This is a genomic window from Pseudomonas sp. BP6, assembly GCF_017875935.1.
GTDB classification, from domain to species: Bacteria; Pseudomonadota; Gammaproteobacteria; order Pseudomonadales; family Pseudomonadaceae; genus Aquipseudomonas; species Aquipseudomonas putida_Y.
This window is the reverse complement of the sequence record NZ_JAGINI010000001.1, coordinates 1441572-1462822: the sequence shown is the minus strand read 5'-3', so window position 1 is coordinate 1462822 and position 21251 is coordinate 1441572. Positions and strand designations below refer to the sequence as shown.

At 60.5% G+C, this 21251-nt stretch carries 18 protein-coding genes; 8 read left to right on the top strand and 10 right to left on the bottom strand.

Features of this window, described 5'->3' with window-relative positions; all coding sequences use genetic code 11:
• The first annotated feature begins 11 nt into the window (after nucleotides 1-11).
• Together J3A98_RS06555 and J3A98_RS06550 are read left to right on the top strand one after the other, a co-directional pair.
• On the top strand, nucleotides 12-605 hold the full coding sequence (locus J3A98_RS06555; RefSeq protein WP_176683968.1) for an XRE family transcriptional regulator: 594 nt from the start codon (nucleotides 12-14) through the stop codon (nucleotides 603-605).
• Between the two features lie 123 nt (nucleotides 606-728).
• Nucleotides 729-1514: a sulfite exporter TauE/SafE family protein gene (locus J3A98_RS06550; RefSeq protein WP_176683969.1), complete on the top strand. Its 786-nt coding sequence runs from the start codon at nucleotides 729-731 to the stop codon at nucleotides 1512-1514.
• A 3-nt stretch (nucleotides 1515-1517) separates the two neighbouring features.
• Here the strand turns inward: J3A98_RS06550 and J3A98_RS06545 are convergent, their stop codons facing one another.
• The 4 genes from J3A98_RS06545 to J3A98_RS06530 form a co-directional block, all read right to left on the bottom strand.
• Nucleotides 1518-2057 (bottom strand): histidine phosphatase family protein, encoded by a 540-nt coding sequence (locus J3A98_RS06545; RefSeq protein ID WP_209964850.1) that lies wholly within the window; start codon nucleotides 2055-2057, stop codon nucleotides 1518-1520.
• A gap of 126 nt (nucleotides 2058-2183) precedes the next feature.
• Nucleotides 2184-4418, bottom strand: coding sequence for a TonB-dependent siderophore receptor (locus J3A98_RS06540; RefSeq protein ID WP_209964848.1), 2235 nt, complete (start codon nucleotides 4416-4418; stop codon nucleotides 2184-2186).
• 450 nt (nucleotides 4419-4868) lie between these two features.
• A complete protein-coding gene (locus tag J3A98_RS06535) occupies nucleotides 4869-5567 on the bottom strand; it encodes a type 1 glutamine amidotransferase domain-containing protein (protein WP_176683972.1) in 699 nt (232 codons plus the stop codon).
• A gap of 77 nt (nucleotides 5568-5644) precedes the next feature.
• A complete protein-coding gene (locus tag J3A98_RS06530; RefSeq protein ID WP_209964846.1) occupies nucleotides 5645-6268 on the bottom strand; it encodes a TetR/AcrR family transcriptional regulator in 624 nt (207 codons plus the stop codon).
• A gap of 102 nt (nucleotides 6269-6370) precedes the next feature.
• On the opposite strand from J3A98_RS06530, the gene J3A98_RS06525 reads away from it, so the two are divergent.
• The gene (locus tag J3A98_RS06525) at nucleotides 6371-7807 is read left to right on the top strand and encodes a coniferyl aldehyde dehydrogenase (RefSeq protein ID WP_209964844.1); all 1437 of its coding nucleotides are present in this window, start codon (nucleotides 6371-6373) and stop codon (nucleotides 7805-7807) included.
• Nucleotides 7808-8072: 265 nt separating this feature from the next.
• Nucleotides 8073-8975, top strand: coding sequence for an acetoacetate decarboxylase (ADC) (locus tag J3A98_RS06520; protein ID WP_245355216.1), 903 nt, complete (start codon nucleotides 8073-8075; stop codon nucleotides 8973-8975).
• A gap of 61 nt (nucleotides 8976-9036) precedes the next feature.
• On the opposite strand, the gene J3A98_RS06515 is transcribed toward J3A98_RS06520, so the two are convergent.
• Nucleotides 9037-9477 (bottom strand): MerR family transcriptional regulator, encoded by a 441-nt coding sequence (locus J3A98_RS06515; protein ID WP_021785530.1) that lies wholly within the window; start codon nucleotides 9475-9477, stop codon nucleotides 9037-9039.
• A 314-nt stretch (nucleotides 9478-9791) separates the two neighbouring features.
• On the opposite strand from J3A98_RS06515, the gene J3A98_RS06510 reads away from it, so the two are divergent.
• Nucleotides 9792-10724, top strand: a complete 933-nt coding sequence (locus J3A98_RS06510; protein ID WP_209964839.1) for an NAD-dependent epimerase/dehydratase family protein — start codon at nucleotides 9792-9794, stop codon at nucleotides 10722-10724.
• Nucleotides 10725-10900: 176 nt separating this feature from the next.
• On the opposite strand, the gene J3A98_RS06505 is transcribed toward J3A98_RS06510, so the two are convergent.
• The 4 genes from J3A98_RS06505 to J3A98_RS06490 form a co-directional block, all read right to left on the bottom strand.
• Nucleotides 10901-11839: a 2-hydroxyacid dehydrogenase gene (locus J3A98_RS06505; RefSeq protein WP_209964837.1), complete on the bottom strand. Its 939-nt coding sequence runs from the start codon at nucleotides 11837-11839 to the stop codon at nucleotides 10901-10903.
• The gene (locus J3A98_RS06500; RefSeq protein ID WP_209964835.1) at nucleotides 11836-13203 is read right to left on the bottom strand and encodes an MFS transporter; all 1368 of its coding nucleotides are present in this window, start codon (nucleotides 13201-13203) and stop codon (nucleotides 11836-11838) included. Before J3A98_RS06500 ends, J3A98_RS06505 begins: the two co-directional genes overlap by 4 nt.
• An 82-nt stretch (nucleotides 13204-13285) precedes the next feature.
• Nucleotides 13286-14869: an aldehyde dehydrogenase (NADP(+)) gene (locus J3A98_RS06495; RefSeq protein ID WP_209964833.1), complete on the bottom strand. Its 1584-nt coding sequence runs from the start codon at nucleotides 14867-14869 to the stop codon at nucleotides 13286-13288.
• A 101-nt stretch (nucleotides 14870-14970) separates the two neighbouring features.
• A complete protein-coding gene (locus J3A98_RS06490) occupies nucleotides 14971-15915 on the bottom strand; it encodes a LysR family transcriptional regulator (protein ID WP_209964830.1) in 945 nt (314 codons plus the stop codon).
• 114 nt (nucleotides 15916-16029) lie between these two features.
• On the opposite strand from J3A98_RS06490, the gene J3A98_RS06485 reads away from it, so the two are divergent.
• The 3 genes from J3A98_RS06485 to J3A98_RS06475 are packed head-to-tail and all read left to right on the top strand — an operon-like array spanning nucleotide 16030 to nucleotide 20468.
• A complete protein-coding gene (locus J3A98_RS06485) occupies nucleotides 16030-17208 on the top strand; it encodes a fumarylacetoacetate hydrolase family protein (RefSeq protein WP_209964828.1) in 1179 nt (392 codons plus the stop codon).
• 52 nt (nucleotides 17209-17260) lie between these two features.
• Complete coding sequence (locus tag J3A98_RS06480; RefSeq protein ID WP_209964826.1) at nucleotides 17261-18649, top strand: MFS transporter; 1389 nt, start codon at nucleotides 17261-17263, stop codon at nucleotides 18647-18649.
• A 31-nt stretch (nucleotides 18650-18680) separates the two neighbouring features.
• Nucleotides 18681-20468: an IlvD/Edd family dehydratase gene (locus J3A98_RS06475; protein WP_103469250.1), complete on the top strand. Its 1788-nt coding sequence runs from the start codon at nucleotides 18681-18683 to the stop codon at nucleotides 20466-20468.
• A 117-nt stretch (nucleotides 20469-20585) separates the two neighbouring features.
• On the opposite strand, the gene J3A98_RS06470 is transcribed toward J3A98_RS06475, so the two are convergent.
• On the bottom strand, nucleotides 20586-21104 hold the full coding sequence (locus tag J3A98_RS06470; protein WP_209964824.1) for an isochorismatase family protein: 519 nt from the start codon (nucleotides 21102-21104) through the stop codon (nucleotides 20586-20588).
• Nucleotides 21105-21251: the final 147 nt, after the last annotated feature.

Genomic DNA, 21251 nt, shown 5'->3' with positions numbered 1-21251 from the left:
GAGATCCCTGAATGCCCTCAGCTCTACCCCAGCTTGACCGTGCAGTAGTGGGCCAGCGCCTGCGCCAGGTGCGCAAGGCGCGCCAGATGACCCTCAAGCAATTGTCCGAGGCCAGTGGCGTGCCGCTGTCCACGTTGTCGAAGATGGAACTGGCGCAGGTGTCGGTCAGCTATGAAAAACTCGCCGCTGCTGCGCGGGCGCTGAATGTCGATATTGCCCAGCTGTTTCGCGCCAGTGGAACGGTCAGTGCGCCTGTGCCGGTGACCGTGGTGGTCGATTCACTGCCAGCGGCGGCGGGCTATTCGACCGGCACCTATGACTACTACCCGATTGCCGGGGACTTCCCCGGGCGGCGCATGACACCGGCCTATGCCCGCATCATTGCCCGCGAGCGCGGCCAGTTCGACGATTTTATCCGCCACCCCGGGCAAGAGTTCGCTCTGGTGCTGAGCGGACGCGTGCGCATCGAGTTCGAGACCGGAGAAGCGGTAAGCATCGGACCGCAGGAGACGGCGTATTTCGACAGCCAGGTGGGGCACATCTACCTGTCGGAAAGCGATGACGGTGGCGATGCCCATGTCATGGTGGTGATGACCGATCGTTGATCGGGTGCGCCTGCCAGGCATGCGCGGTTATAACCTAATAACGAACAAGTCTATTTGGCTATAAAAAAATCTATATGCTGACTGGCATCCGATAACGGGCAAAGTTGGGCAGTCGAGTAGCGTATGGATGTAGGTTCTTTCGGTTTCACCATTGCTGGCCTGTTCGTGGGCTTCATCGTCGGTATGACCGGCGTCGGTGGCGGCTCGCTGATGACCCCGATCCTGTTATGGTTCGGCATCCACCCAGCGACCGCTGTCGGCACCGACCTGCTGTATGCAGCCATCACCAAGGCCAGTGGCGTCTGGGTCCACGCACGCAACAAGAACATCGACTGGAAGATCACCGGCCTGCTCAGCATGGGCAGCGTGCCCGCAGCGGCGCTGACCCTGTGGTTCCTCAGCACCCTGCACGCCGACACCTCGGCGCTCAACGCCATCATCAAGCAAGGCCTGGCGGTGGTGCTGATCCTGACCGCGCTGGCCATCCTGTTCAAATCGCGCCTGCAGGCCTTCGCCAGCCGCCATGCCGGTGATCACTACCACCTCAGCGACCGCAGCCTGAACACCCTCACAGTGCTGACCGGCGTGGTGCTTGGGGTAATGGTCACCCTCACCTCCATCGGGGCCGGCGCCCTGGGTACGGTGGCGCTGTTCCTGCTGTACCCGTTCCTGGTCACCCGTCGCCTGGTCGGTACCGAAATTGCCCACGCCGTGCCACTGACCTTGGTCGCAGGCCTGGGCCACGCCGGCATGGGCAACATGGATTGGTCGCTGCTGGGCTACTTGCTGCTGGGCTCGCTGCCAGGCATCTATCTGGGTAGCCACCTCACCGGGCGAATCTCCGACCGCGTGCTGCGCCCTTGCCTGGCAGCCATGCTGCTGCTGATCGGTTACAAGCTGGCGTTCTGAGCCTTAGCCCAGGCGCAACCGCCACTGCCCGGTAAAGCTCAGTTCCAGGCGTGACAAGGGCAGCACGTCGATACGCTGCCCGGCAATCATCGGACACCCGAGCACCTCTACCAGCATGGCGCGTATGACCATCGGGTGAGTCACCGCCAGCCAGTCACCCGGCCTGTCGAAGGCCGCCAGCCAGGCGGCCAGGCGCTGGCATAGCGCAGCGAACGACTCGCCACCATGCACGGCACTGGCCGGATCCTGCAGCCATTCTGCCAACGCCTGCGGTTGCTCGGCTTGCAGCTGCTTCAGCGACAAACCCTGCCAACGCCCGAGATCACAATCGGCCAATCCCGGCTCGATCTGTACCGCCCCCGTTAACCACGCCGCCGTCTCGCAGGCCCGCCGCTCTGGCGCACTCAGTAACTGCGCGCCTGAACGGTCGGCGCCTGACTCTTGCTCTAGCGGCAGGATGCCATCGTCAGAATGGTGCAGGCGCCCGGTCTTCTGGGCCTGGGTCAGGGCATGGCAGATCAGGGTCAGGCGGACGGCTTTCACCAGGCATTTCTCGCAGCGGGCTGGGGTGCATGGTTTAGCACGATGCGGGGCTTTTGGCTGCAACAATGACGTCTGCCATCCGCGACCTGATTTACCGGCGATTGGGCCGCATGGCGGCCCATGGGATCAGAAGCTGATATTCAGCGCAGCAAACACCGCCCTGCCCGGCTGGTTATACGTGTTTGCCCCCGAGCTGCTGGCATTGCCGCCACGCAGGATCTGCTTGTCGAACACGTTGTTCACACCTACACGCACATCGTAGTTGGCATTGAACCTGTACCCGGCGCTCACGTCCACCAGGCCATAGGCCTCGACGTCCTGCTGGGCGGTCTTGTCGTAGTCCTGCTGGGTGCGGTAGTTGTAGGTCGGTGATTTCTGCTTGCCGAAGTAGGTACCTGCCAGCTGGAATGACAGCTGCTCGGTGGCGCGCCAGTCGAGGCTGGTGTTGACGGTGTATTCCGGGATCACCGAGAGCGGCTCACCCGTTTCACGATTATCGTTGTCGAGCATCCAGGTCAGGTTGGTGTTCCAGTCCAGGGTCGGAGTCAACTCGATGAAGAAGTTGCCTTCGACACCTTCCACCCGCGCTTTGCCGGCGTTGTCCCACTGCGTCACGCGGCTGCCGGTACCGATGGTGTAAAGCACATCGGTATCACCGATGATCTTGTTCTTGTAGTCGTTGCGGAAGTAGGTGGCACTGGTGCGCCAGGTGCCACGGTCGTACAACAGGCCGATTTCCTTGTTGACGCTGATCTCTGGCTTGAGGTCGGCGTTGCCCTGCAGGTAGCAGCCACCGTTGTTGGTCTGTTGCACACTGCAGCCGTTACCGCGGCTGTACAGCAGGTAGTTGGGGTTGGACTGGTACAGGTTCGGAACCTTGTAGGCACGGGCGATGCCGCCTTTTACCGACAGCGCTGCGGTCAGCTTGTGCGACAGGTTCAGGCTGGGGCTGAAGTTGTCACCGAAGGTTTCGTGGTGGTCGAAACGCAGGCCCGGCGTAATGGTGGTGTCGCCAACGATGATGTTGTCTTCGACAAACAGCGCATAGCTGCGTGCGGTCATCTTCGAGCTGCTGCGATCGAAGCCGACAAGGCCGTCATTGTTGGTGGGGTCGGAGCTTTGCGGGCGCAACGAACCTTGGTCGTTGAGGGTTTCGTACAGGTACTCGCCACCCACGGTAAGCACATGTTCTGTGCTGCCCATGGCGAACGGCAGGTTCACTTCACTGCTCAGACGTGTGTTGCGCAAACGTGACATGGCCCCACCTTCGTCGTTGGGGGCACCTTCGGTGCGGCCTGCCAGGCCCTCGTTCAGGCGCCAGTTGCGCACGTACTCGTAGGCCAGCGTGGTCTTGCTGGTACCCCAGGTGAAATCACCGAGGTGGGTCAGGTCGTAAGTACTGCGCTGCATCACGTTGGTTTCGTGGCCGTAGAGGCTGGAGACGAAGTCGACGTCGCCGCCGCCGTTGCTGTTCATGGTATCACCCGCAAAAATGTTGCCCTGACGGCTGTAGCCGGCACTGGCTTCCAGGCGGTGCTCGTCGTTCAGTTTCCAGCTCAGTAGGCCGTTGATGTCCTTGTTGCGCACCCCCTCCCGCCCCGCTACCAGGGCGCTGGTGGCATGCCCGGCGTTGATGTCCAGATCGTCGGCGTCAGTCTTGGCCAGGCCACCGTACAGGCGGAAACCCAGGTTATCGGTCAGGCCGCCACCGAGGTTGAAGTTGGCTCGGCGGCTGGCGCCTTCTGCGCTGTCTTCGGGCAGCTGCGTGTACAGGCTGACGCTGCCTTTCAACTCGTCGGAAGGGCGCTTGGTGATGATGTTGACCACCCCGCCCATGGCGCCGGAGCCGTAGCGTGCGGCGGCCGGGCCACGCAAGATCTCGATGCGCTCGACCGCTTCGGCCGGCACCCAGTTGGTTTCACCCCGAGTATCACGGTCACCGTTCCAGCCATAGCGCACGGCGTTGCGCGCGCTGGATGGCTTGCCGTCGATGAGGATCAGCGTGTTTTCCGGGCCCATGCCGCGCAGGTCGATCTGGCGGTTGTTTCCGCGTGCGCCACTGGCACTGTTGCCGGTCAGGTTAACCCCGGGCTCGCGGCGGATGATGTCGGAAAGGTCATTGGCCGGCGGGTGGCGTTTGATGTCTTCGGCGGTGATGATCGACGTGCCCAGGGCCTGTCGCGCCTCGCGCTCGGCGGTGATCAGGGTGTCCTGGATCACCAGTGCGTTGTCGGCGACGGGCACTTCCAGTACCTCACCCGCACGTCGCTCCTCGGACTCTGCCGCGGTCGCCATCATGGCCGGCGACGCCAGCGCGACGAACGCCAGGGCCAGGCTGTTGGGTGAAGTTCTGCACTGCATGGGTACATCTCCTGCGATTCATGAGCGAAAAGGCACATCCCTGTCGGAAACCGGGAGCCCTCGCCCACCGGCCCCGCACACTCAGTCTGGCGGCCAACAGGGTTGATAAATATAGAGAATCGCAAATGCGAGTAAATCTTATTTACGAAGTTTACATGTTTGTAACTGAACTTTGCTGAACCGTGATCTTTGGCATCGCGAGGCTTACCCGCCCCGCTGTGAGAGCAACTGTCTTGCTCAACATCTGAAAGGCGTGCGCGGTCGCCGGCAAGGAGCGGGTTTACCCGCATGGGGTGGCGGCGGCAACAGTGAACGGCTGGTGGAAATTGCCGGCAGGCCTGGTCCTTTCGCGGGTGAACCCGCTCCTACAACAGCCTGTGCCGAATCACCGAAGTGTCAGCCGTACCACTCTATGGCGAAGACGTCGCGCCTCTCGTTAAGCGAGGGATCTCACGCAGCCTTCCGCTGGAGCAGTGCAGCTACCTGCTCGGCAGTTGCTTTGGCGGATTGTGGGTTCTGGCCTGTCACCAAGCGGCCATCGACAACCACATGGGAAGTGAATGGCAAGAGTGCTTTCTCGTAGCGCGCCCCACGGCGCTTCATCTCTTGCTCGGCATTGTATGGGACCTTGCTCGCAACGCCCGCCAGCACTTCTTCGATCCAGGCATAGCCCGTCAGACGACGCCCCTCTACCAGGAGACGGCCATCAGACAGCCGAGTATTGAGCAGCCCGCAATACCCATGGCAAACCGAAGAAACGACGCCACCCTGCTCGTAGATCTCGCGGGTCAGCCGCTGCAAACCCTCGTCTTCAGGGAAGTCCCACATCACCGCATGGCCACCGGTGAAATAGATGGCGTCGAAGTCTGATGACACTAACGCTTGCGGACTTGAGGTGTTGCCAAGACGTGCCATTGCCGCCGGGTCGTTCAACCAGGCTTTGGCCGTGCCATCGAGCAATGGCCACTTGAGCGAACGCGGCTCGAGTGGGGATTTTCCACCCTGCGGGCTCACCAAGTGCTGTTCGTAACCTCTGCCAGCGAACACATGCCAGGCATGCGTCAGCTCACTCAACCACAACCCCGTGGGATGACTTGGGTCGCTGTAATGGGCAACGTTGGTAACGACGTGCAGGATGCGTTTGGTCATGCCTGAGTACCTGATCCTAGGTGGTTGGGCCAAGCATCGCCTTCATACGGGCGAGCAGTTCTCTGTAGAGTCGCAGGTCATCGAGCCGTCTGATCACTGACCAAACCGTCAAGCAAGGTCGTCAAGGCATCCTCGATGGCATGGTCGCCGACTTTCGCCGGCACCAACCGGCTATCGATCGAAAGCAGGGTCAACCCGTGAAGGTGCGCCCAGCTTGCGGTAGCCTGTCCCAAGGCAGAACGGGCGCGAATAGTACCCTCCTCCTGACCCCGCTCCAGCACCTCGATCACCAAGGAGAACGGTGCCTGGGCCCGGGGGTCGACATGGATCTGCGCGGGGTCTCCCGCCTGTGTCGAAAACATCAACCGGTACAAATCCGGATTTTCCTCGCCAAACGCCAGGTAGGCGTAGGCCATCGCCCGCAAGCGCTCTGGTGCTGACATTGCTGGCCCCATCGCGTCTTGCATCGCCGCATTCAATCGCTCGAAGCCCAGTAGCGCCAACTCGTGGAGCAGCGCCACCTTGTCCGGAAAATGCCGATATGGCGCCGAATGGCTCACCTGGGCTCGCCGGGCTATTTCGCGCAAGGTGAATTGCCAGCCTTGCTGTTCTTTCAGGGTCGCCAAAGCAGTGTCGATGATGGTGCGACGCAAATCGCCATGGTGGTAGGGCTTTGCTTCGCAAATTTCATCGGATGACATACGGCTGCTCCCCTCATGTTGACAGTGAAAACATTGTCTTCCTATGATCGGCGCAAATCAAGTTTACAGTGTCTACATTGCAATAACCTTGAGAGGTGCAAGATGACTATCGCCGCAACGTCCATCCCGGCTATCGACGCCGCAACCATGCTGGAACAGCAGCGGGGTGCGTTTCTCAATGACGGGCCACCCAGCGTTGAGCTACGCAAAGCCAACTTGATCAAGTTGCGCGCGGCGTTGCTTGCCCATCGCCGCGACGTGGAAGAAGCGATCAGCGCCGATTTCGGCAACCGCTCAAGGTATGAGACAGACATCATGGAACTGCTTGGCGTGGTCCAGTCGATCGACTACCTGCTGCGGCACCTGCGCCGTTTCATGAAACCCGAGCGTCGTCACGTCGCGGCGTTTCACCGCACTGGCCGCGCGCATGTGGAGTACCAGCCCAAAGGCGTGATCGGCGTCATGGCGCCGTGGAACTACCCAATAGCGTTGACCTTCATCCCCCTGGCCACCGCACTGGCGGCTGGCAATCGGGTGATGATCAAGCCCTCCGAACTGACGCCACGCACCAGTGAGCTGATTCAGCGCATTCTGGCGGGCAGTTTTACCGTCGAAGAGGTGGCGGTGATACTCGGCGGCCCTGAGATAGGCGCAAGTTTCAGCGCTCTCCCCTTCGACCACCTATTGTTCACCGGCAGTACCCAGGTTGGCCGGATGGTGATGCGGGCGGCTAGTGACAACCTGGTGCCGCTGACCCTTGAACTGGGCGGTAAAAGCCCTGTGTTCGTGGCCCCTGGGCATGCCGGACGCAACACCCTCGACAGCATCGTCTTCGGCAAACTGGCCAACGCCGGCCAGACCTGCGTGGCACCGGACTACGCGCTGGTCCATGAGGATGACCTGGATGAGTTCATCTCCCAGTACCGCGCGGCTGTCGCCCGTAGTTATCCGCAAGGCCCGACCAGCCCGGACTACACCTCCATCGTCAGCGACAGGCACTACACGCGGTTGCAGTCGCTGGTCGAAGACGCCCGCACCAGGGGCGCCAAGGTGATCGAGACTGGCGTGACGCCAGAGCGCGCAGCAGAGCGACCGCGAACACTGGCTCCGGTGCTGATCGTGGGGGCTGGTGACGATGCACGGGTCATGCACGAAGAAATCTTCGGGCCTTTGCTACCCGTGCGTACCTACCGCTCCCTCGACGAAGCGATCGGCCATATCAATGCCAGGCCACGTCCGCTAGCGCTCTACTACTTCGGCAATGTGGGGGCCGACAGCGAAGCGCTGCTCAGGTGCACCACCTCCGGCAACGTCGGCATCAACAACACCCTGATGCACGTCGCGGTGGACGACCTGCCGTTCGGCGGCGTGGGTCCCAGTGGCATGGGGGCTTACCACGGTATCGAAGGTTTTCGCTCGATGAGTCATGCCAAGGGCGTGTTCGTGCAAGGTCGTTGGAACTTGCCAAGGCTGCTCCGGGCACCTTTCGGAAAACTGGCTGATTTAGCCCTCGCCTACACCTTGCGCCCCCGGCCATGACAGCAGGTCCAGTGGCGGATAAAGCCCACCAACAGCGCCTTGACATTAAAGTTAAGTTGAAAGTTAAGGTGCGTGTGTAAGGTCCACCTAGTTCGGCGCCAAGCGAGATGCCTGGTCGCATTCATCAATGCGTGATGCAATTCACCGGAGAGACTGAAAAGTGAAACTCGGAACCGTCGCCGCAGTGGCAGGTGCACTCCTGACACCCATCGCCAACGCCACCCTGGCGGACACGACCGGCATCCCCAAACATGCCGAAACCGCGATGATAGAGATCGCAGGCCACCAGGTACCCGTCGTCAAAGGCGGTTTGTACGACCGATACCGCTCCAACCCTCCCCTGTCGGTGATCCAGGCCGAAGCGCCAGGCATGGACCTCAGTTGGTTCAAAGGCCTGGAAAAGACCAAGGTCGATATGGGCTTCGAGTCGTACTCGCCCAACTTCTACTACAAGAACAGCCGGTTTACAGCCGTTTACACCGCAGACCTCGATCGCCTGCGCGAGCTGATGCCTGCCGAAGTACTCAAGCAGGTTCAACCCCTGCAGGTATGGCCAGGCCGCGGCCTGGTAGCGTTCACGGCTTACACCTACGATTATTGCGACAACGACAGCTACAACGAAATTGCCTTGTCGATCATCACCAACAAACCAGGAAAGTCCAATCTCGGGCCATTCAGCTTGATCGGACAATCCATGTCCAAGGACTTCTGGGGCTACGTGCTCAAATTGCCGGTGAATACCGAGCTTGCCCGTGTCCGTGGCGTAGTGGGCTACAACCTGCCGAAATGGCTGACAGAGATCAACCGCCGAGAGGACGCCGCGACCGTGTCCTATGACATCGTCGACGCGCAGACTGGCAACATTGACGTCGTCTTTAGGGCAAAAAAGCTCGAGGACGTATCCAGTGAAGCCGGCTTGGTGACTAACAGCTTCACCAACCTCGATCACGCTGGACAGCTGAGTTATGGCTATGCGACGTCTCGGCAGACCCGTCATGGATCGAGCATGAGCGCTGACTCGGCTCACCTGGTGCTCGGCGACGGTAGCCTGTCGACCTACATCCGTTCTTTGAAGTTGGGCAAGATGGTGAAATACGAATACGTGCCCGAATTCCAGAGCGCCCTCTATGCTCCAAAGCCGCTGGCAGCATTGAATAGCGGTAACTGAACGCTCTATCAGCGCCGGCCCCTGGGCCGGCGCCCTGCTCCGCATCAGACGCTGGCATGCTTCACTTGGCAGGTGAAGCGCCCACCTTGTTCAAAGCGATGTCTTCGCGCAGACGGCCAAGCACCCGTTGGGTGTTGTCTACGCACGGCATGCCGTCTGGCTTGCTTTCAATGCCGTCGATCACCATCAGCAACTGCTCCTTGTTGCGAGCCAAGCGTTGCTGCAGCACCTCGATCTCCTCGACCTTGCGCTTCAACCCGGAAAGTAGCTCGTCATGACGCCAACCTTGCGAACTCATCGGCAACAGGTGCCGGATTTCTTCCAGAGTAAACCCTGCTGCCTGTGCGCTGGTGATCATCTCCAGTATCCAGACGGCATCATCGGAATAGTCGCGGTAGCCATTGGCCTTTCGCTCAACTGATTGAATCAGCCCACTTGCCTCATAGAAACGGATGCGCGAAGCGGCAAGACCCGTGATTTTCGCAAGCGCTCCAATCCTCATACCACACCTTCACAGAAGTTCTGACCTTAAAGCTCACTTTAACCCCCCGGGCACCCGAGAGCCAACTTCCATTACGGATCTCCAATCGTGGGCCTGATCAAATCGGCCCAACCCGCCATCCCGCGCCTACTCTTACGATAAGGACTTGACCTTAAAGTTTACTTTAAGCCTAAGGTAAGTACCTGGGCTACATGGACTTTGCTGAACCGCGCCCAAGGGCGGCAGCCACAGCGTCGCGCCCGGCATACGTAAACGGGCCATCATCATCGCAGTTAGTAGAGAGAAACCTTCTACCGAGGTTTCCAGGAGACCAAATGCAAACCGTTTTAGGCGCAACTGGCCAGATAGCCATAGAGCTGGCACGGGAACTGAACCGGATATTTACCGAAGATATCAGGCTGGTCAGCCGTAATCCGCGCAAAGTCAGCGACTCTGACACGCTGACTGCGGCGGACCTGCTAGACGCCAGCCAGGCGGCCAAGGCCGTAAAGGGTAGCAGCATCGTTTATTTCACGGCCGGACTCCCGCCAGATACACAGCTTTGGGAAACGCAGTTTCCAGTGATGCTGCGAAACGCGCTTGATGCGGCTCGCGCATCCGATGCCAGCTTCGTCTATTTCGACAACACGTATATGTACCCGCAGGATGATCGTCTGCTGACGGAGAACACGCCCTTCGAACCGGTCGGTCGTAAAGGGCAGGTTCGTGCGCGAATGGCATCGATGGTGTTGCAGGAGATGGCGCGAGGCGACATTCCTGTGGTCATAGGGCGAGCTCCAGAGTTCTATGGGCCCGGCAAAACGCAGAGCATCACCAATACCCTGGTCCTCGACAACATGAAGGCCGGCAAGACGCCACGCGTCCCTGTGCGAGACGATACTCAGCGAACACTCATCTGGACGCCGGATGCAAGCCGGGCACTGGCAGCGCTGGGGAACACGCCAGATGCGTTCGGGCAAACCTGGCACCTGCCCTGTGACGATGAGCGGCTGACCTACAAACAACTTGTCACGCTGGCTTCTCAGATCTCTGGCAAGGACGCTACTTATAAAATTCTAGGCAAATTGACCCTGACAGCTGTAGGCCTGATATCCAAGCAAGTTCGTGAGCTGCGGGAGCTGCTGCCACGGTACGCGCACGACAACCTGTTCGACTCTTCGAAGTACAAGCAGCGTTTTCCCGATTTCAAAGTCACGACTTACCGTCAAGGGCTGACTCAAGTCTTCAATGTGTCTGGTAGCTGCTGAGACGGCTCCATAGCGAGGGTTGAAGTCGATGACGCATTGGAGATGGCGGAGCAAACAGAGGTCTCAAAATGTATAGCGACGGTCGAGGTATGACCGTCGCTATACGACCCAAACTGGACATCGATTTGAACAAGCAGTCATGTTCAATGGCCCAAGCTTGCCGTATTGCCTTTCCTTCAAAGTGTACTTCGACAAATCGCAGTAACGACGTAGTCCCCCATAGCCTTCCTAGCCTGCAGAGTAGCGCTGCCTATGTGCGGCTGAAGCACTACGTTATCCAGGTCAAACAAGCTGGTGGGCACTTGCGGTTCATTTACGAACACGTCCAAGGCCGCCCCTGCAAGTCGCCCATCCTGCAAGCGAGCAACCAGTTCCACTTCGTCGATCACGCTTCCCCGCGCCACGTTTACAATCACCCCTTTCGCGCCAAGCGCTTCCAGCACTGGCGCATTGACCAGGCGTGACGTCGCACTTCCTCCTGCGGCAGCGAGGATAAGAATGTCGCTGTCCGCGGCCAGGCTGCTAGCGTCGGGGTAATAGGTGTAACTGCAGCCCTGCAGCTCATTGCGATTGTGATACGCCAGCTTGACTCCGAACGGCAGTAGGCGACTGGCAATCGCTTGGCCGATACGGCCGAGACCTATGATGCCGACGCGCAGCCCTCGCAACGTGGTGCCTAGCAATGGGAATGCGGCCTCGCGCCACAGGCCCGCCCGAACGAAGCGGTCAGCCACGCAAACCTGGCGCAGCAAGCTCAAGAGCAAAGCTACTGCTTGGTCCGCCACGGCATCCGTGAGGATATCGACTGTCGTTTCGACCTGAATGCCGCGGGCTTTCGCCTGGCCCAGATCAATGCAATCAACGCCCACACCGTTCACAGCGATCAATGACAGGTTGACCAGTGCGCGCATGACAGGGGTTGGCGCCCCCACTACTCCGTTGGTCACCAGCGCACGGAAACGTTCCGGCCGGTCGGCTAGAACAGCCGCCAAGGCATGCGAATCAAAAGCGCGTACCAAGTCGAACTGCCTGGCGAGCTGACTTTCGTGCTCGTCGAGCAACGGCGCCAACATCAGCAGGGCATGCCGCGGGCTTGCTCGGTGATTGATGTTCATGCTGCCTCCAGGTTCAACTGCGCGCGGGGCTGCGAGTCGGGCCGCTTCAACATCGCGGCGGGGATCGCCATGATCAATGCTCCACTGATGAACAGGCACAGGCCCAAGACATAAGTGCCGTTGTTGATGTCGCCGGTGAGGTTCTCCGCCACTGCTGTAATCATCGAACCGGTGAAACCGGACAGGTTGCCGAACGCGTTGATCATGCCAATGCCTGCCGCCGCTGCGACACCTGAGAGCACCGTGCCCGGCAACGTCCAGAAGATAGGCATCAGGCTAAGCACCCCGGATGCCGCCACGGTCAGGAACACGATTGAAAGGACAACGTTGTGTGCAAAAACAGCACTCAGGATCAACCCGCAGCCACCGATGAACGCCGGGATCGCGGCATGCAGCCGACGCTCTCCAGTGCGGTTGGAGTGGCGCGCGTTGAGGAACATGGCGATCACCGCAACGCCATAGGGGATGGCGGTCAGCAAGCCGATTTCCAGGGTGCTGGTCACTCCCGCGCTCTTGATGATCGAGGGCATCCAGAAGGCCAGGCCATAAAAACCTGTGTTGAACGTGAGCAGGATGAATACGAGCAGCCAAACACGTGGGCTGAAGAAGACATCTTTGAGGCGTGAAACCTTGCCGTACTCCTCTTGCTTCAAGTTGGCTTTGAGCAGTTCCTTTTCCTGCTGGGACAACCAAGCCGCCTTGTCGATGTTGTCGCACAAGCAGCAATAAACGATGGCCGCCATGATCACCGACGGTACACCCTCGACCAGCAGCATCCACTGCCAACCCGCCATACCGTGCCAGCCATCCATGCTGGTCATGAGCCAACCAGACAAAATGCCGCCCAGCGTCAGGCTGACAGGCATTGCCATCAGGAAACCAGACATCACCCGGCTTTGCCGATGGGTCGGGAACCAGTAGTTGAGGTAAAGAATCACTCCAGGGAAGAAGCCTGCCTCACAGATCCCGAGCAGGAAGCGCAGCACGTAAAACATGGTACTGGACTCGACATGGAAGAACGCGGCAAGTGGCTGGGTAAATGCGACAGCCATGGAGATGATGGCCCAGCTCAGCATGATGCGGGCGATCCAGAACCGTGCGCCGTATCGATGCAGCAGCAAGTTGCTCGGTACTTCAAACAGAAAGTAACCCCAGAAGAAAACGCTCGCGCCCAAGGCATAGACCGTATTACTGAACTGCAGATCCTCCAGCATGCTCAGTTTCGCGAAGCCGATGTTCACCCGGTCGAGATAGGCCGCCATGTAACACAGCAACAGGACAGGCAGGATTCGTATGATTACCTTGCGATAGGTGCGATCTTCGAAAGCCTGATCGCGCATGGGGTCGACAACTTGATGAGCCATAACCAACCTCTTGGCATGTCGTGCACGCCTGATTGTTGTTATTTAGAGAGCATCGGGCACGAGTGCCCGATGGTAGTACCTGTCAGCGAATCGCTTCGCGGCTGGGCTGGCCATCGACCAGCCGCAGCAGCCCTAGTGGATTGGCGTCGCGCAGGGCTTCGGGCAACAGCGCATCGGGGAAGTTCTGGTAGCACACCGGGCGCAGGAAGCGGTCGATCGACAGTGTGCCGACTGAGGTGCCACGGCTGTCAGAAGTGGCTGGGTACGGGCCGCCGTGCACCATGGCGTCGCAGACCTCGACACCAGTCGGGTAGCCGTTGACGAGGATCCGACCGGCCTTCTGCTCCAGTACCGCTACCAGTGGCGCGGCAGCGGCCAGATCGCTCTGCTCGCCGATCAGCGTGGCGGTCAGTTGCCCGCCCAGTGCATGCAGTGCAGCAAGCAACTGGGCCTGGTCGGCCAGTTCGACCACCACCGTGGCCGGGCCAAAGACTTCTTCTTGCAGTAACGGCTCACCCTCAAGCAGCAACTGCGCATCTGCCGCGAACAGTTGCGGCCAGGCCTGGTTGCCCTGCTGTTCGGCACCCGCCAGATGGCGAATGCCGGGCAGTGCCTTGAGGGTGGCCACACCGTGGGCATAGCTGGCCAAGGTGCCTTTGTTGAGCATGGGTTGCGGTGACTGGTCGGCTACCTGCACACGCATGTGTTCGACAAAGGTGCTGAATTCGGGAGAGCGCACGCCCAGTATCAAACCGGGATTAGTGCAGAACTGCCCACACCCAAGTACCACCGAGGCGACCAACTCGCAGGCCACGGCCTCGCCGCGAACCGCCAGCGCGCCGGGCAACACCAGCACCGGGTTGATACTGCTCATTTCGGCGAAAACCGGGATCGGTTGTGGCCGCGCCGCGGCCATGTCGCAAAGGGCACGGCCGCCCTTGAGCGAGCCGGTGAAACCAACCGCCTGTATGGCAGGGTGTTTGACCAAGGCCTCACCCACGCCACCGCCGAAAATCATGTTGAACACGCCGGCAGGCATGCCACAACGCTCGGCGGCCCCTACAATCGCCTCGGCCACCCATTGCGCAGTCCCCATGTGGCCGCTGTGGGCCTTGAACACCACTGGGCAGCCTGCAGCCAGGGCTGCGGCGGTATCGCCACCGGCGGTGGAAAACGCCAGAGGGAAGTTACTGGCGCCAAATACCGCCACCGGCCCCAGGCCCATGCGGCACTGGCGGATGTCCAGCCGTGGCTGCGGGGTGCGCTGGGGCTGTGCGCGGTCGATACGCGCAGCGGCGAAATCACCTCGGCGCAACACCGAGGCAAACAACCGCAACTGACCGCTGGTCCGCGCCCGCTCGCCCAAGATTCTTGCTGCTGGCAAGGCGGTCTCGCTACATACGGTATCAATGAAGTCATCGCCCAGCGCATCCAGCGCATCGGCAATGGCATCGAGGAATTCGGACCGGCGCAGAGCGGGAAACGCCCGGTAGATCGGATAGGCAGCGGCAGCGGCTAGAGCAGCCGCATCCACTTCTTGCTCGGTAGCTTGGAAAAACGCACCAGGTAGCGCCTGCCCGGTGTGCGCATCCACGCTATGCAATGAAGCAGTCCCGTTAGCACGTCGGCTACCGCCGATGAATTGTTGGCCTGCAAATGAAGTCATGAAGGGTACCTTCGCGTCGCGTAAGACAGTGGGCACTAATCTATGCGGCTCTGCGATTCTTGCCCAATGGCTTTTGGGGATCATTTGATAACCGCTTGTTATCAGTCCGACTGCACCCTTCGTGCGTTGGCCAGCAGTATCTCGGCAAACTCCAACGCCGCTCCGGTCAAGGGCTCGCCTTTGCGGGTCAAGATGCCGTAATCCTGGGGATCCAGGTGCAACGGCGTATCGAGGTTGATAAGTACCCCGCTGTCAATGTGTGGCTCGACCATCGCCTGGGGCAGCATGCCGATCATCGGGCCGCCCAACAGCACCTTGAGGAAGGTCTGCATTGAAATGGTGTCGATGGTGTTGCGCGGCACCGCGACCCCGGCCTCGGCGAACGCGCGTTCCATACGACCACGAATTGGCGTGCCCTTCGGGTAGAGGATCCACGGCCACTCAAGCAGCTGAGGCAGGGTCACCGGCCCGGCATCGCTCAAAGGATGCTGGTCGTTGACCACGAAGCAGAACGGCTCCGGCGCCAGCGGCTGGAAGTCGAAGCGCTGGTGCTGCGCCACATCGGTGAATCGTGCTACCGCCAGGTGCAGGTTCTTGTCCTCCAGCATCGCCATGAGATGGTCGCTGGTCTGCTCCACCACCTCAATCGATAGCAACGGCTTGCGCTGCTTGATCTCGACGATGGCTTCTGGCAGCGCCACGGCGGTGGCGGCAAAGATGCCGCCAACCTTCAGATGCCCGTGGCCGCCTTGGCGCAGGCTGTCGATCTGGTCGACGAAGGTGCGTGCATCATTGAGTGCGACCTGGGCATAGCGCACCACCTGCTCGCCCAGGGCAGTGGGCGGCATGCTGCGTGGCAGACGCTCGAACAGGGCGAAGCCGAGCAGGTTCTCGATCTCCTTGAGCATCTTGCTGATCGCCGGCTGGCTGAGGTTCATCTGCTGAGCTGCCAGATGCATGTTGTGTGTGCGGCCGAGTGTGTCGATGAGCAGAAGGTGGCGGAATTTAAGCCAGTTGCAGACGTGAGAAAAAGATAGGTCCGACATGAATCCACCTTTGGGCAATAACCACATGTTATCGAATAGTGAAAAGATGCCATTGGAGTTTATCGCACGGTTTGCCCTAGCGTTCAGCTTTCAGATCCAGGAGACCTAGATGCCATGCCGATAACGCTCACTTCCGCTAATACTCTTCCCGAGGACAACCTGGCCGGCACCCTTGTCGGCCGCGCCTGGACGCCCGGTGAACCCGGCGGCCCCTCGCCGATAGTGCTGCGTAATGACGGTGTGTTCGACCTCTCCGAACGCTTCGCCACCCTCAGTCAGTTGCTTGAGCATGAAGATCCGCTACAGGCAGTACGCAGCACGCCGGGCCAGTTTCTGGGTAGCGTCGAGGCGCTGCTGAGCAACAGCGGTGCCGCTTTCGATGCCAGCAAGCCCTATCTGCTCGCGCCAGCCGACCTGCAAGTCATCAAGGCCGCAGGCGTGACATTCGCCGCCAGCATGATCGAACGGGTGATCGAGGAGCAAGCCGGCGGCGACGCCAGCAAAGCCGAAGCGGTGCGTGCCACAGTGCGCACGGTGATCGGTGACAACTTGCGTGCGGTGCGGCCAGGCTCTCAACAGGCCATGGCGTTGAAAGCACTGCTGCTGGAAAAGGGAATGTGGTCCCAATACCTGGAGGTCGGGATCGGTCCGGATGCGGAAATATTTACCAAAGCCCCGGTGTTGGCAGCTGTCGGCAGCGGCAGCGCAATCGGCGTGCACCCGAAATCGGCATGGAACAACCCCGAACCGGAGGTGGTGCTGGCGGTCGACAGCCGCGGCCGGATTCATGGCGCGACCTTGGGCAACGACGTCAACCTGCGCGACTTCGAGGGCCGCAGCGCACTGCTGCTGAGCAAGGCCAAGGACAATAACGCCTCTTGCGCCGTCGGCCCGTTCATTCGCCTGTTCGATGAGACCTTCGACTTGGACACTGTGCGCCGCTGCGTGGTCGATCTGGAAGTCCAGGGTCGCGATGGCTACCGCCTGCTTGGCAGCAGTTCGATGGACCAGATCAGCCGCGACCCCGAAGATCTAGTGCGGCAGACCCTCAACGAAAATCATCAGTACCCAGACGGCTTCATGCTGTTCCTCGGCACGCTTTTCGCCCCCACCGAGGACCGCGACCAGCCGGGTGCCGGCTTCACGCACAAACCCGACGACCACGTGCGCATTGCCAGCCCGTTCCTGGGCCAACTGCATAACCAAGTCACGACAAGCGACCAAGCTCGCCCTTGGACGTTCGGTCTCGGCGCGATGATGCACAACCTAGCCGCTCGAGGACTCCTGAAGTAGCGACACTCAGGATTTCCGCCGGGTCCATAACAACAAAAAAGCGAGGCAACACATGCAAACCCAAGCCAAGGACGTCGTGCCCGACCCCCGTCAGCTGCGCCGGGCGATCTATACCGGCGCAATCGGCAGTGCTCTGGAGTACTACGATTTCGCCATTTATGGGCTAGCCGCGGCGCTTGTCTTCGGCCATATATTCTTCCCCACCCTCGGCACCACTGGCGCATTGCTCGCCAGTTTCGCCACCTATGGTGCAGGATTCTTGGCGCGACCGTTCGGCGGGCTTTTCTTTGGCTCGCTGGGTGACCGCAAAGGGCGCAAGCTGGTCTTGTTGCTGACCATTGCCCTGATGGGTACAGCTACTACCCTGATTGGCCTGCTACCGACTGGCGCCACGGGTGCTGTGCTACTGGTACTGCTGCGCCTGCTGCAAGGTTTCGGTGCGGGTGCCGAACAGACCGGCGCGGCGACACTCATGGCCGAACTGGCTCCGCGGGAGCGACGAGGGTTCTATGCCGCCCTGCCCTTCATTGGGGTATTCAGCGGCCTGGCCCTTGCCACTATCACTTTCCGCGTGATGCAGAGCTCGCTGACACAGGAAGAATTGCTCGACTGGGGCTGGCGGATCCCCTTCCTGGCCAGCGTAGTGCTGATATTCATGGCCATCTGGATCCGCCTCAAGCTCAAGGAAAGCCCGGTGTTCCAGCAGCTCAGCCAGAACCAGCAAGTGATCGAATCGCCGATGCGCGCCGTGCTGCGTAATGCACGTCGGCCACTGGCAGCGACTACGTTGATGCGCATGGCGGAAACGGGCTGCTCGACCCTCTATGCCACTGTATCCATCGCCTTCCTTACCGGTTTCGCCAGCAGCCATCTCAGCGAGGAAGGTGCCAACCTGGCCACCATTGGTACCAATGCGGTGCTCGTCGCCAGTATCCTCAGCGTATTCACCACCCCATTGTTCGGCGCTCTGTCCGATCGTATCGGACGCCTGGCGGTGTACCGTGGCGGCGCCTTGTTCGGCGCGTTATGGGCATTCCCCTCGTGGTGGATGATCGACAGCGGCAATTCGACATTGGTGTACATCGCGGTGATAGGTGGCTTCGCCCTGGCTGCAAATAGCATGCTCGGGGCACAGTGTGCGCATTTCACCGAACTGTTCGGCAACCGCTACCGCTACTCCGGCGTGGCTCTGTCCCGAGAAATCGGCGCGATGCTGTCCGGCGGCGTGGCACCGCTCCTGGGCATATTCCTGGTCGGTCTGGCCGGTGGTGCCTACTGGGTGCTGGCGCTATACACCCTGGCGCTGACTGGGCTGACCTTGATCGGCACCTGGCTGTCCATCGAAACCCGTGGCCGCGACCTGACGGCACTGGACGACGCAGTGGGAAGTGCGGCTTCATCCCAACACAGCCATTTAGGCGTCGGTGTGCCGCAACGCTAACCAGTGGCCAAAAAATACAAGAGAGATCGATATGACCGATACCCCAAAACGCTCGCTACGCAGTCAGCAATGGTTCGACGACCCGAGCCACGCCGACATGACCGCGCTGTACGTGGAGCGTTACATGAACTACGGCCTGACCCGCGCTGAACTGCAATCGGGGCGGCCGATCATCGGCATCGCCCAGACCGGAAGCGACTTGACGCCATGCAACCGCCATCACCTGGAACTGGCTCAGCGGGTCAAGGCCGGTATCCGTGATGCGGGCGGCATTCCGATGGAGTTCCCGGTGCACCCGATCGCCGAACAGAGTCGTCGGCCAACCGCCGCGCTCGACCGCAACCTGGCGTACCTGGGGCTGGTGGAGATCCTCCACGGCTACCCGCTGGATGGTGTGGTGTTGACCACCGGCTGCGACAAGACCACTCCAGCCTGCCTGATGGCCGCCGCCACCACCGACCTGCCGGCCATTGTGCTGTCCGGCGGACCAATGCTAGACGGCCATCACAAGGGCCAACTGATCGGCTCGGGCACGGTGCTGTGGCATGCGCGCAATCTGATGGCTGCCGGTGAAATCGACTACGAAGGTTTCATGGAAATGACCACCGCCGCGTCACCGTCGGTAGGCCACTGCAACACCATGGGCACGGCGCTGTCGATGAACGCCCTGGCCGAAGCCCTGGGCATGTCGCTGCCCGGTTGCGCCAGCATCCCCGCGCCCTATCGGGAACGCGGGCAAATGGCCTACGTCACCGGCAGACGCATCTGCGAACTGGTAATGCAAGACGTACGCCCCTCATCGATCATGACCCGCGAAGCATTCGAGAACGCCATCGCAGTAGCCTCGGCCCTTGGCGCCTCAAGCAATTGCCCGCCCCACTTGATCGCCATTGCCCGGCACATGGGCATCGAGTTGTCGCTCGACGACTGGCAGCGCATCGGTGAAGACGTGCCGCTGCTGGTCAACTGCATGCCGGCCGGCAAGTACCTGGGCGAAGGTTTCCACCGTGCCGGCGGCGTACCGGCGGTGATGCACGAGCTGCGCAAGGCAGGTCGCCTGCATGAAGCCTGCGCCACGGTCAGTGGCAAGACCATCGGCGAGGTGGTCAGCGACACCGTCACCAGCAACCGCGACGTGATCCTGCCGTTCGACGAGCCGCTCAAGCACAGCGCTGGTTTCATCGTTCTCAGCGGCAATTTCTTCGACAGCGCGATCATGAAGATGTCGGTAGTCGGCGAAGCCTTCCGCAAGACCTACCTGTCCGAGCCAGGCAAGGAAAACAGCTTTGAGGCGCGGGCCATCGTGTTCGAGGGCCCCGAGGACTACCACGCCCGCATCGACGACCCAGCACTGGACATCGACGAGCGTTGCATTCTGGTGATCCGTGGCGCCGGCACCGTGGGTTACCCGGGCAGTGCTGAGGTGGTCAACATGGCGCCACCGGCGGCGCTGATCAAAAAGGGCATCGACTCGTTGCCGTGCCTAGGCGACGGTCGCCAGAGCGGCACCTCGGCCAGCCCGTCGATTCTTAACATGTCGCCGGAAGCGGCGGTCGGTGGCGGCCTGGCACTGCTTCAGACCAATGACTTGCTGCGTGTCGACCTCAACCAGCGTCGCGTCGACCTGCTGGTAGACGATAACGAAGTGGCGCGCCGTCGCGCTGCCTGGAAGCCGAACATTCCAGCCTCTCAGACACCGTGGCAAGAGCTCTACCGCCAATTGGTCGGGCAGTTGTCCACCGGTGGTTGCCTGGAACCGGCCACCCTGCACATGCGTGTGATCGCCCGCGAAGGTGGGATGCCGCGGCATTCCCATTGAGCGGCCTTTAGGACTTGGGTCTGCCACCGTATCGAGTAAAGGTGGCAGATCCACGATTGGGTTCGATGAGTTGCTCAGGATGGCAAGTAACGTGCATTCCTGTAGTTTCGGGCTCCGCTAGAAGTGCCACTCCTCAGCCCGAACTAGCCGGCAGAACGGCCCGTCAAGCGTTGCATTGTGATGGGCAACGATGTCCTTAGCTTTCATCATTGGCGTGTCTGAACAGGTATGACCTTCGGCGACAAGTACCGCATCAAAGCCAAGGTCACGAGCAGCACGGCAGGTGCTGTCTACACAGTATTGAGTTTTCATGCCAGTGATGACCACACCGGTAGCCCCGCGAGACCGCAAATTGTCCGCCAGGCCAGTCATTTCGAAGGCGTTGGGTCGCCGCTTTTCGAATACCACCTCTCCACCCAGAAGCTTCAGTTCTTGCGCAACCATCGTCAACGGGCTGTCTGGTTCGATTGGAGATCCCGCGGGCCCGATGTGGCGCGCGAGAAATATCGGAGCGCCAGCGCTGCGTGCCTTGTCCATCAGGGTATTCACTGTTTCCAACAACGCTTCGCAGCGCCATGGTTTTTCCGGGCCGTGAACAAGCCCGACTTGGATATCGAGTATCAACAGGGCGTACATGGGTGCATCTCCTTGCGTTTGAACCAGCGACACAAGGGAGCCATAAAAAGGCCCTGTCCATCGCTGGCGGGCCTTTGAAGTTCGTTTGCTATTGGCTCACGACACCTCGCACGCTCCGCTTTCAGCGGTCGTGGTGGTAGTCGAGGT

Coding starts and splice junctions, on each gene's coding strand:
- J3A98_RS06485 (WP_209964828.1), top strand. CDS start 16,030: ATGCCGATAACGCTCACTTCCGCTAATACTCTTCCCGAGGACAACCTG.
- J3A98_RS06475 (WP_103469250.1), top strand. CDS start 18,681: ATGACCGATACCCCAAAACGCTCGCTACGCAGTCAGCAATGGTTCGAC.
- J3A98_RS06500 (WP_209964835.1), bottom strand. CDS start 13,203: ATGGCTCATCAAGTTGTCGACCCCATGCGCGATCAGGCTTTCGAAGAT.
- J3A98_RS06520 (WP_245355216.1), top strand. CDS start 8,073: ATGATAGAGATCGCAGGCCACCAGGTACCCGTCGTCAAAGGCGGTTTG.
- J3A98_RS06550 (WP_176683969.1), top strand. CDS start 729: ATGGATGTAGGTTCTTTCGGTTTCACCATTGCTGGCCTGTTCGTGGGC.
- J3A98_RS06510 (WP_209964839.1), top strand. CDS start 9,792: ATGCAAACCGTTTTAGGCGCAACTGGCCAGATAGCCATAGAGCTGGCA.
- J3A98_RS06530 (WP_209964846.1), bottom strand. CDS start 6,268: ATGTCATCCGATGAAATTTGCGAAGCAAAGCCCTACCACCATGGCGAT.
- J3A98_RS06505 (WP_209964837.1), bottom strand. CDS start 11,839: ATGAACATCAATCACCGAGCAAGCCCGCGGCATGCCCTGCTGATGTTG.
- J3A98_RS06480 (WP_209964826.1), top strand. CDS start 17,261: ATGCAAACCCAAGCCAAGGACGTCGTGCCCGACCCCCGTCAGCTGCGC.
- J3A98_RS06490 (WP_209964830.1), bottom strand. CDS start 15,915: ATGTCGGACCTATCTTTTTCTCACGTCTGCAACTGGCTTAAATTCCGC.
- J3A98_RS06525 (WP_209964844.1), top strand. CDS start 6,371: ATGACTATCGCCGCAACGTCCATCCCGGCTATCGACGCCGCAACCATG.
- J3A98_RS06555 (WP_176683968.1), top strand. CDS start 12: ATGCCCTCAGCTCTACCCCAGCTTGACCGTGCAGTAGTGGGCCAGCGC.
- J3A98_RS06540 (WP_209964848.1), bottom strand. CDS start 4,418: ATGCAGTGCAGAACTTCACCCAACAGCCTGGCCCTGGCGTTCGTCGCG.
- J3A98_RS06515 (WP_021785530.1), bottom strand. CDS start 9,477: ATGAGGATTGGAGCGCTTGCGAAAATCACGGGTCTTGCCGCTTCGCGC.
- J3A98_RS06535 (WP_176683972.1), bottom strand. CDS start 5,567: ATGACCAAACGCATCCTGCACGTCGTTACCAACGTTGCCCATTACAGC.
- J3A98_RS06495 (WP_209964833.1), bottom strand. CDS start 14,869: ATGACTTCATTTGCAGGCCAACAATTCATCGGCGGTAGCCGACGTGCT.
- J3A98_RS06470 (WP_209964824.1), bottom strand. CDS start 21,104: ATGTACGCCCTGTTGATACTCGATATCCAAGTCGGGCTTGTTCACGGC.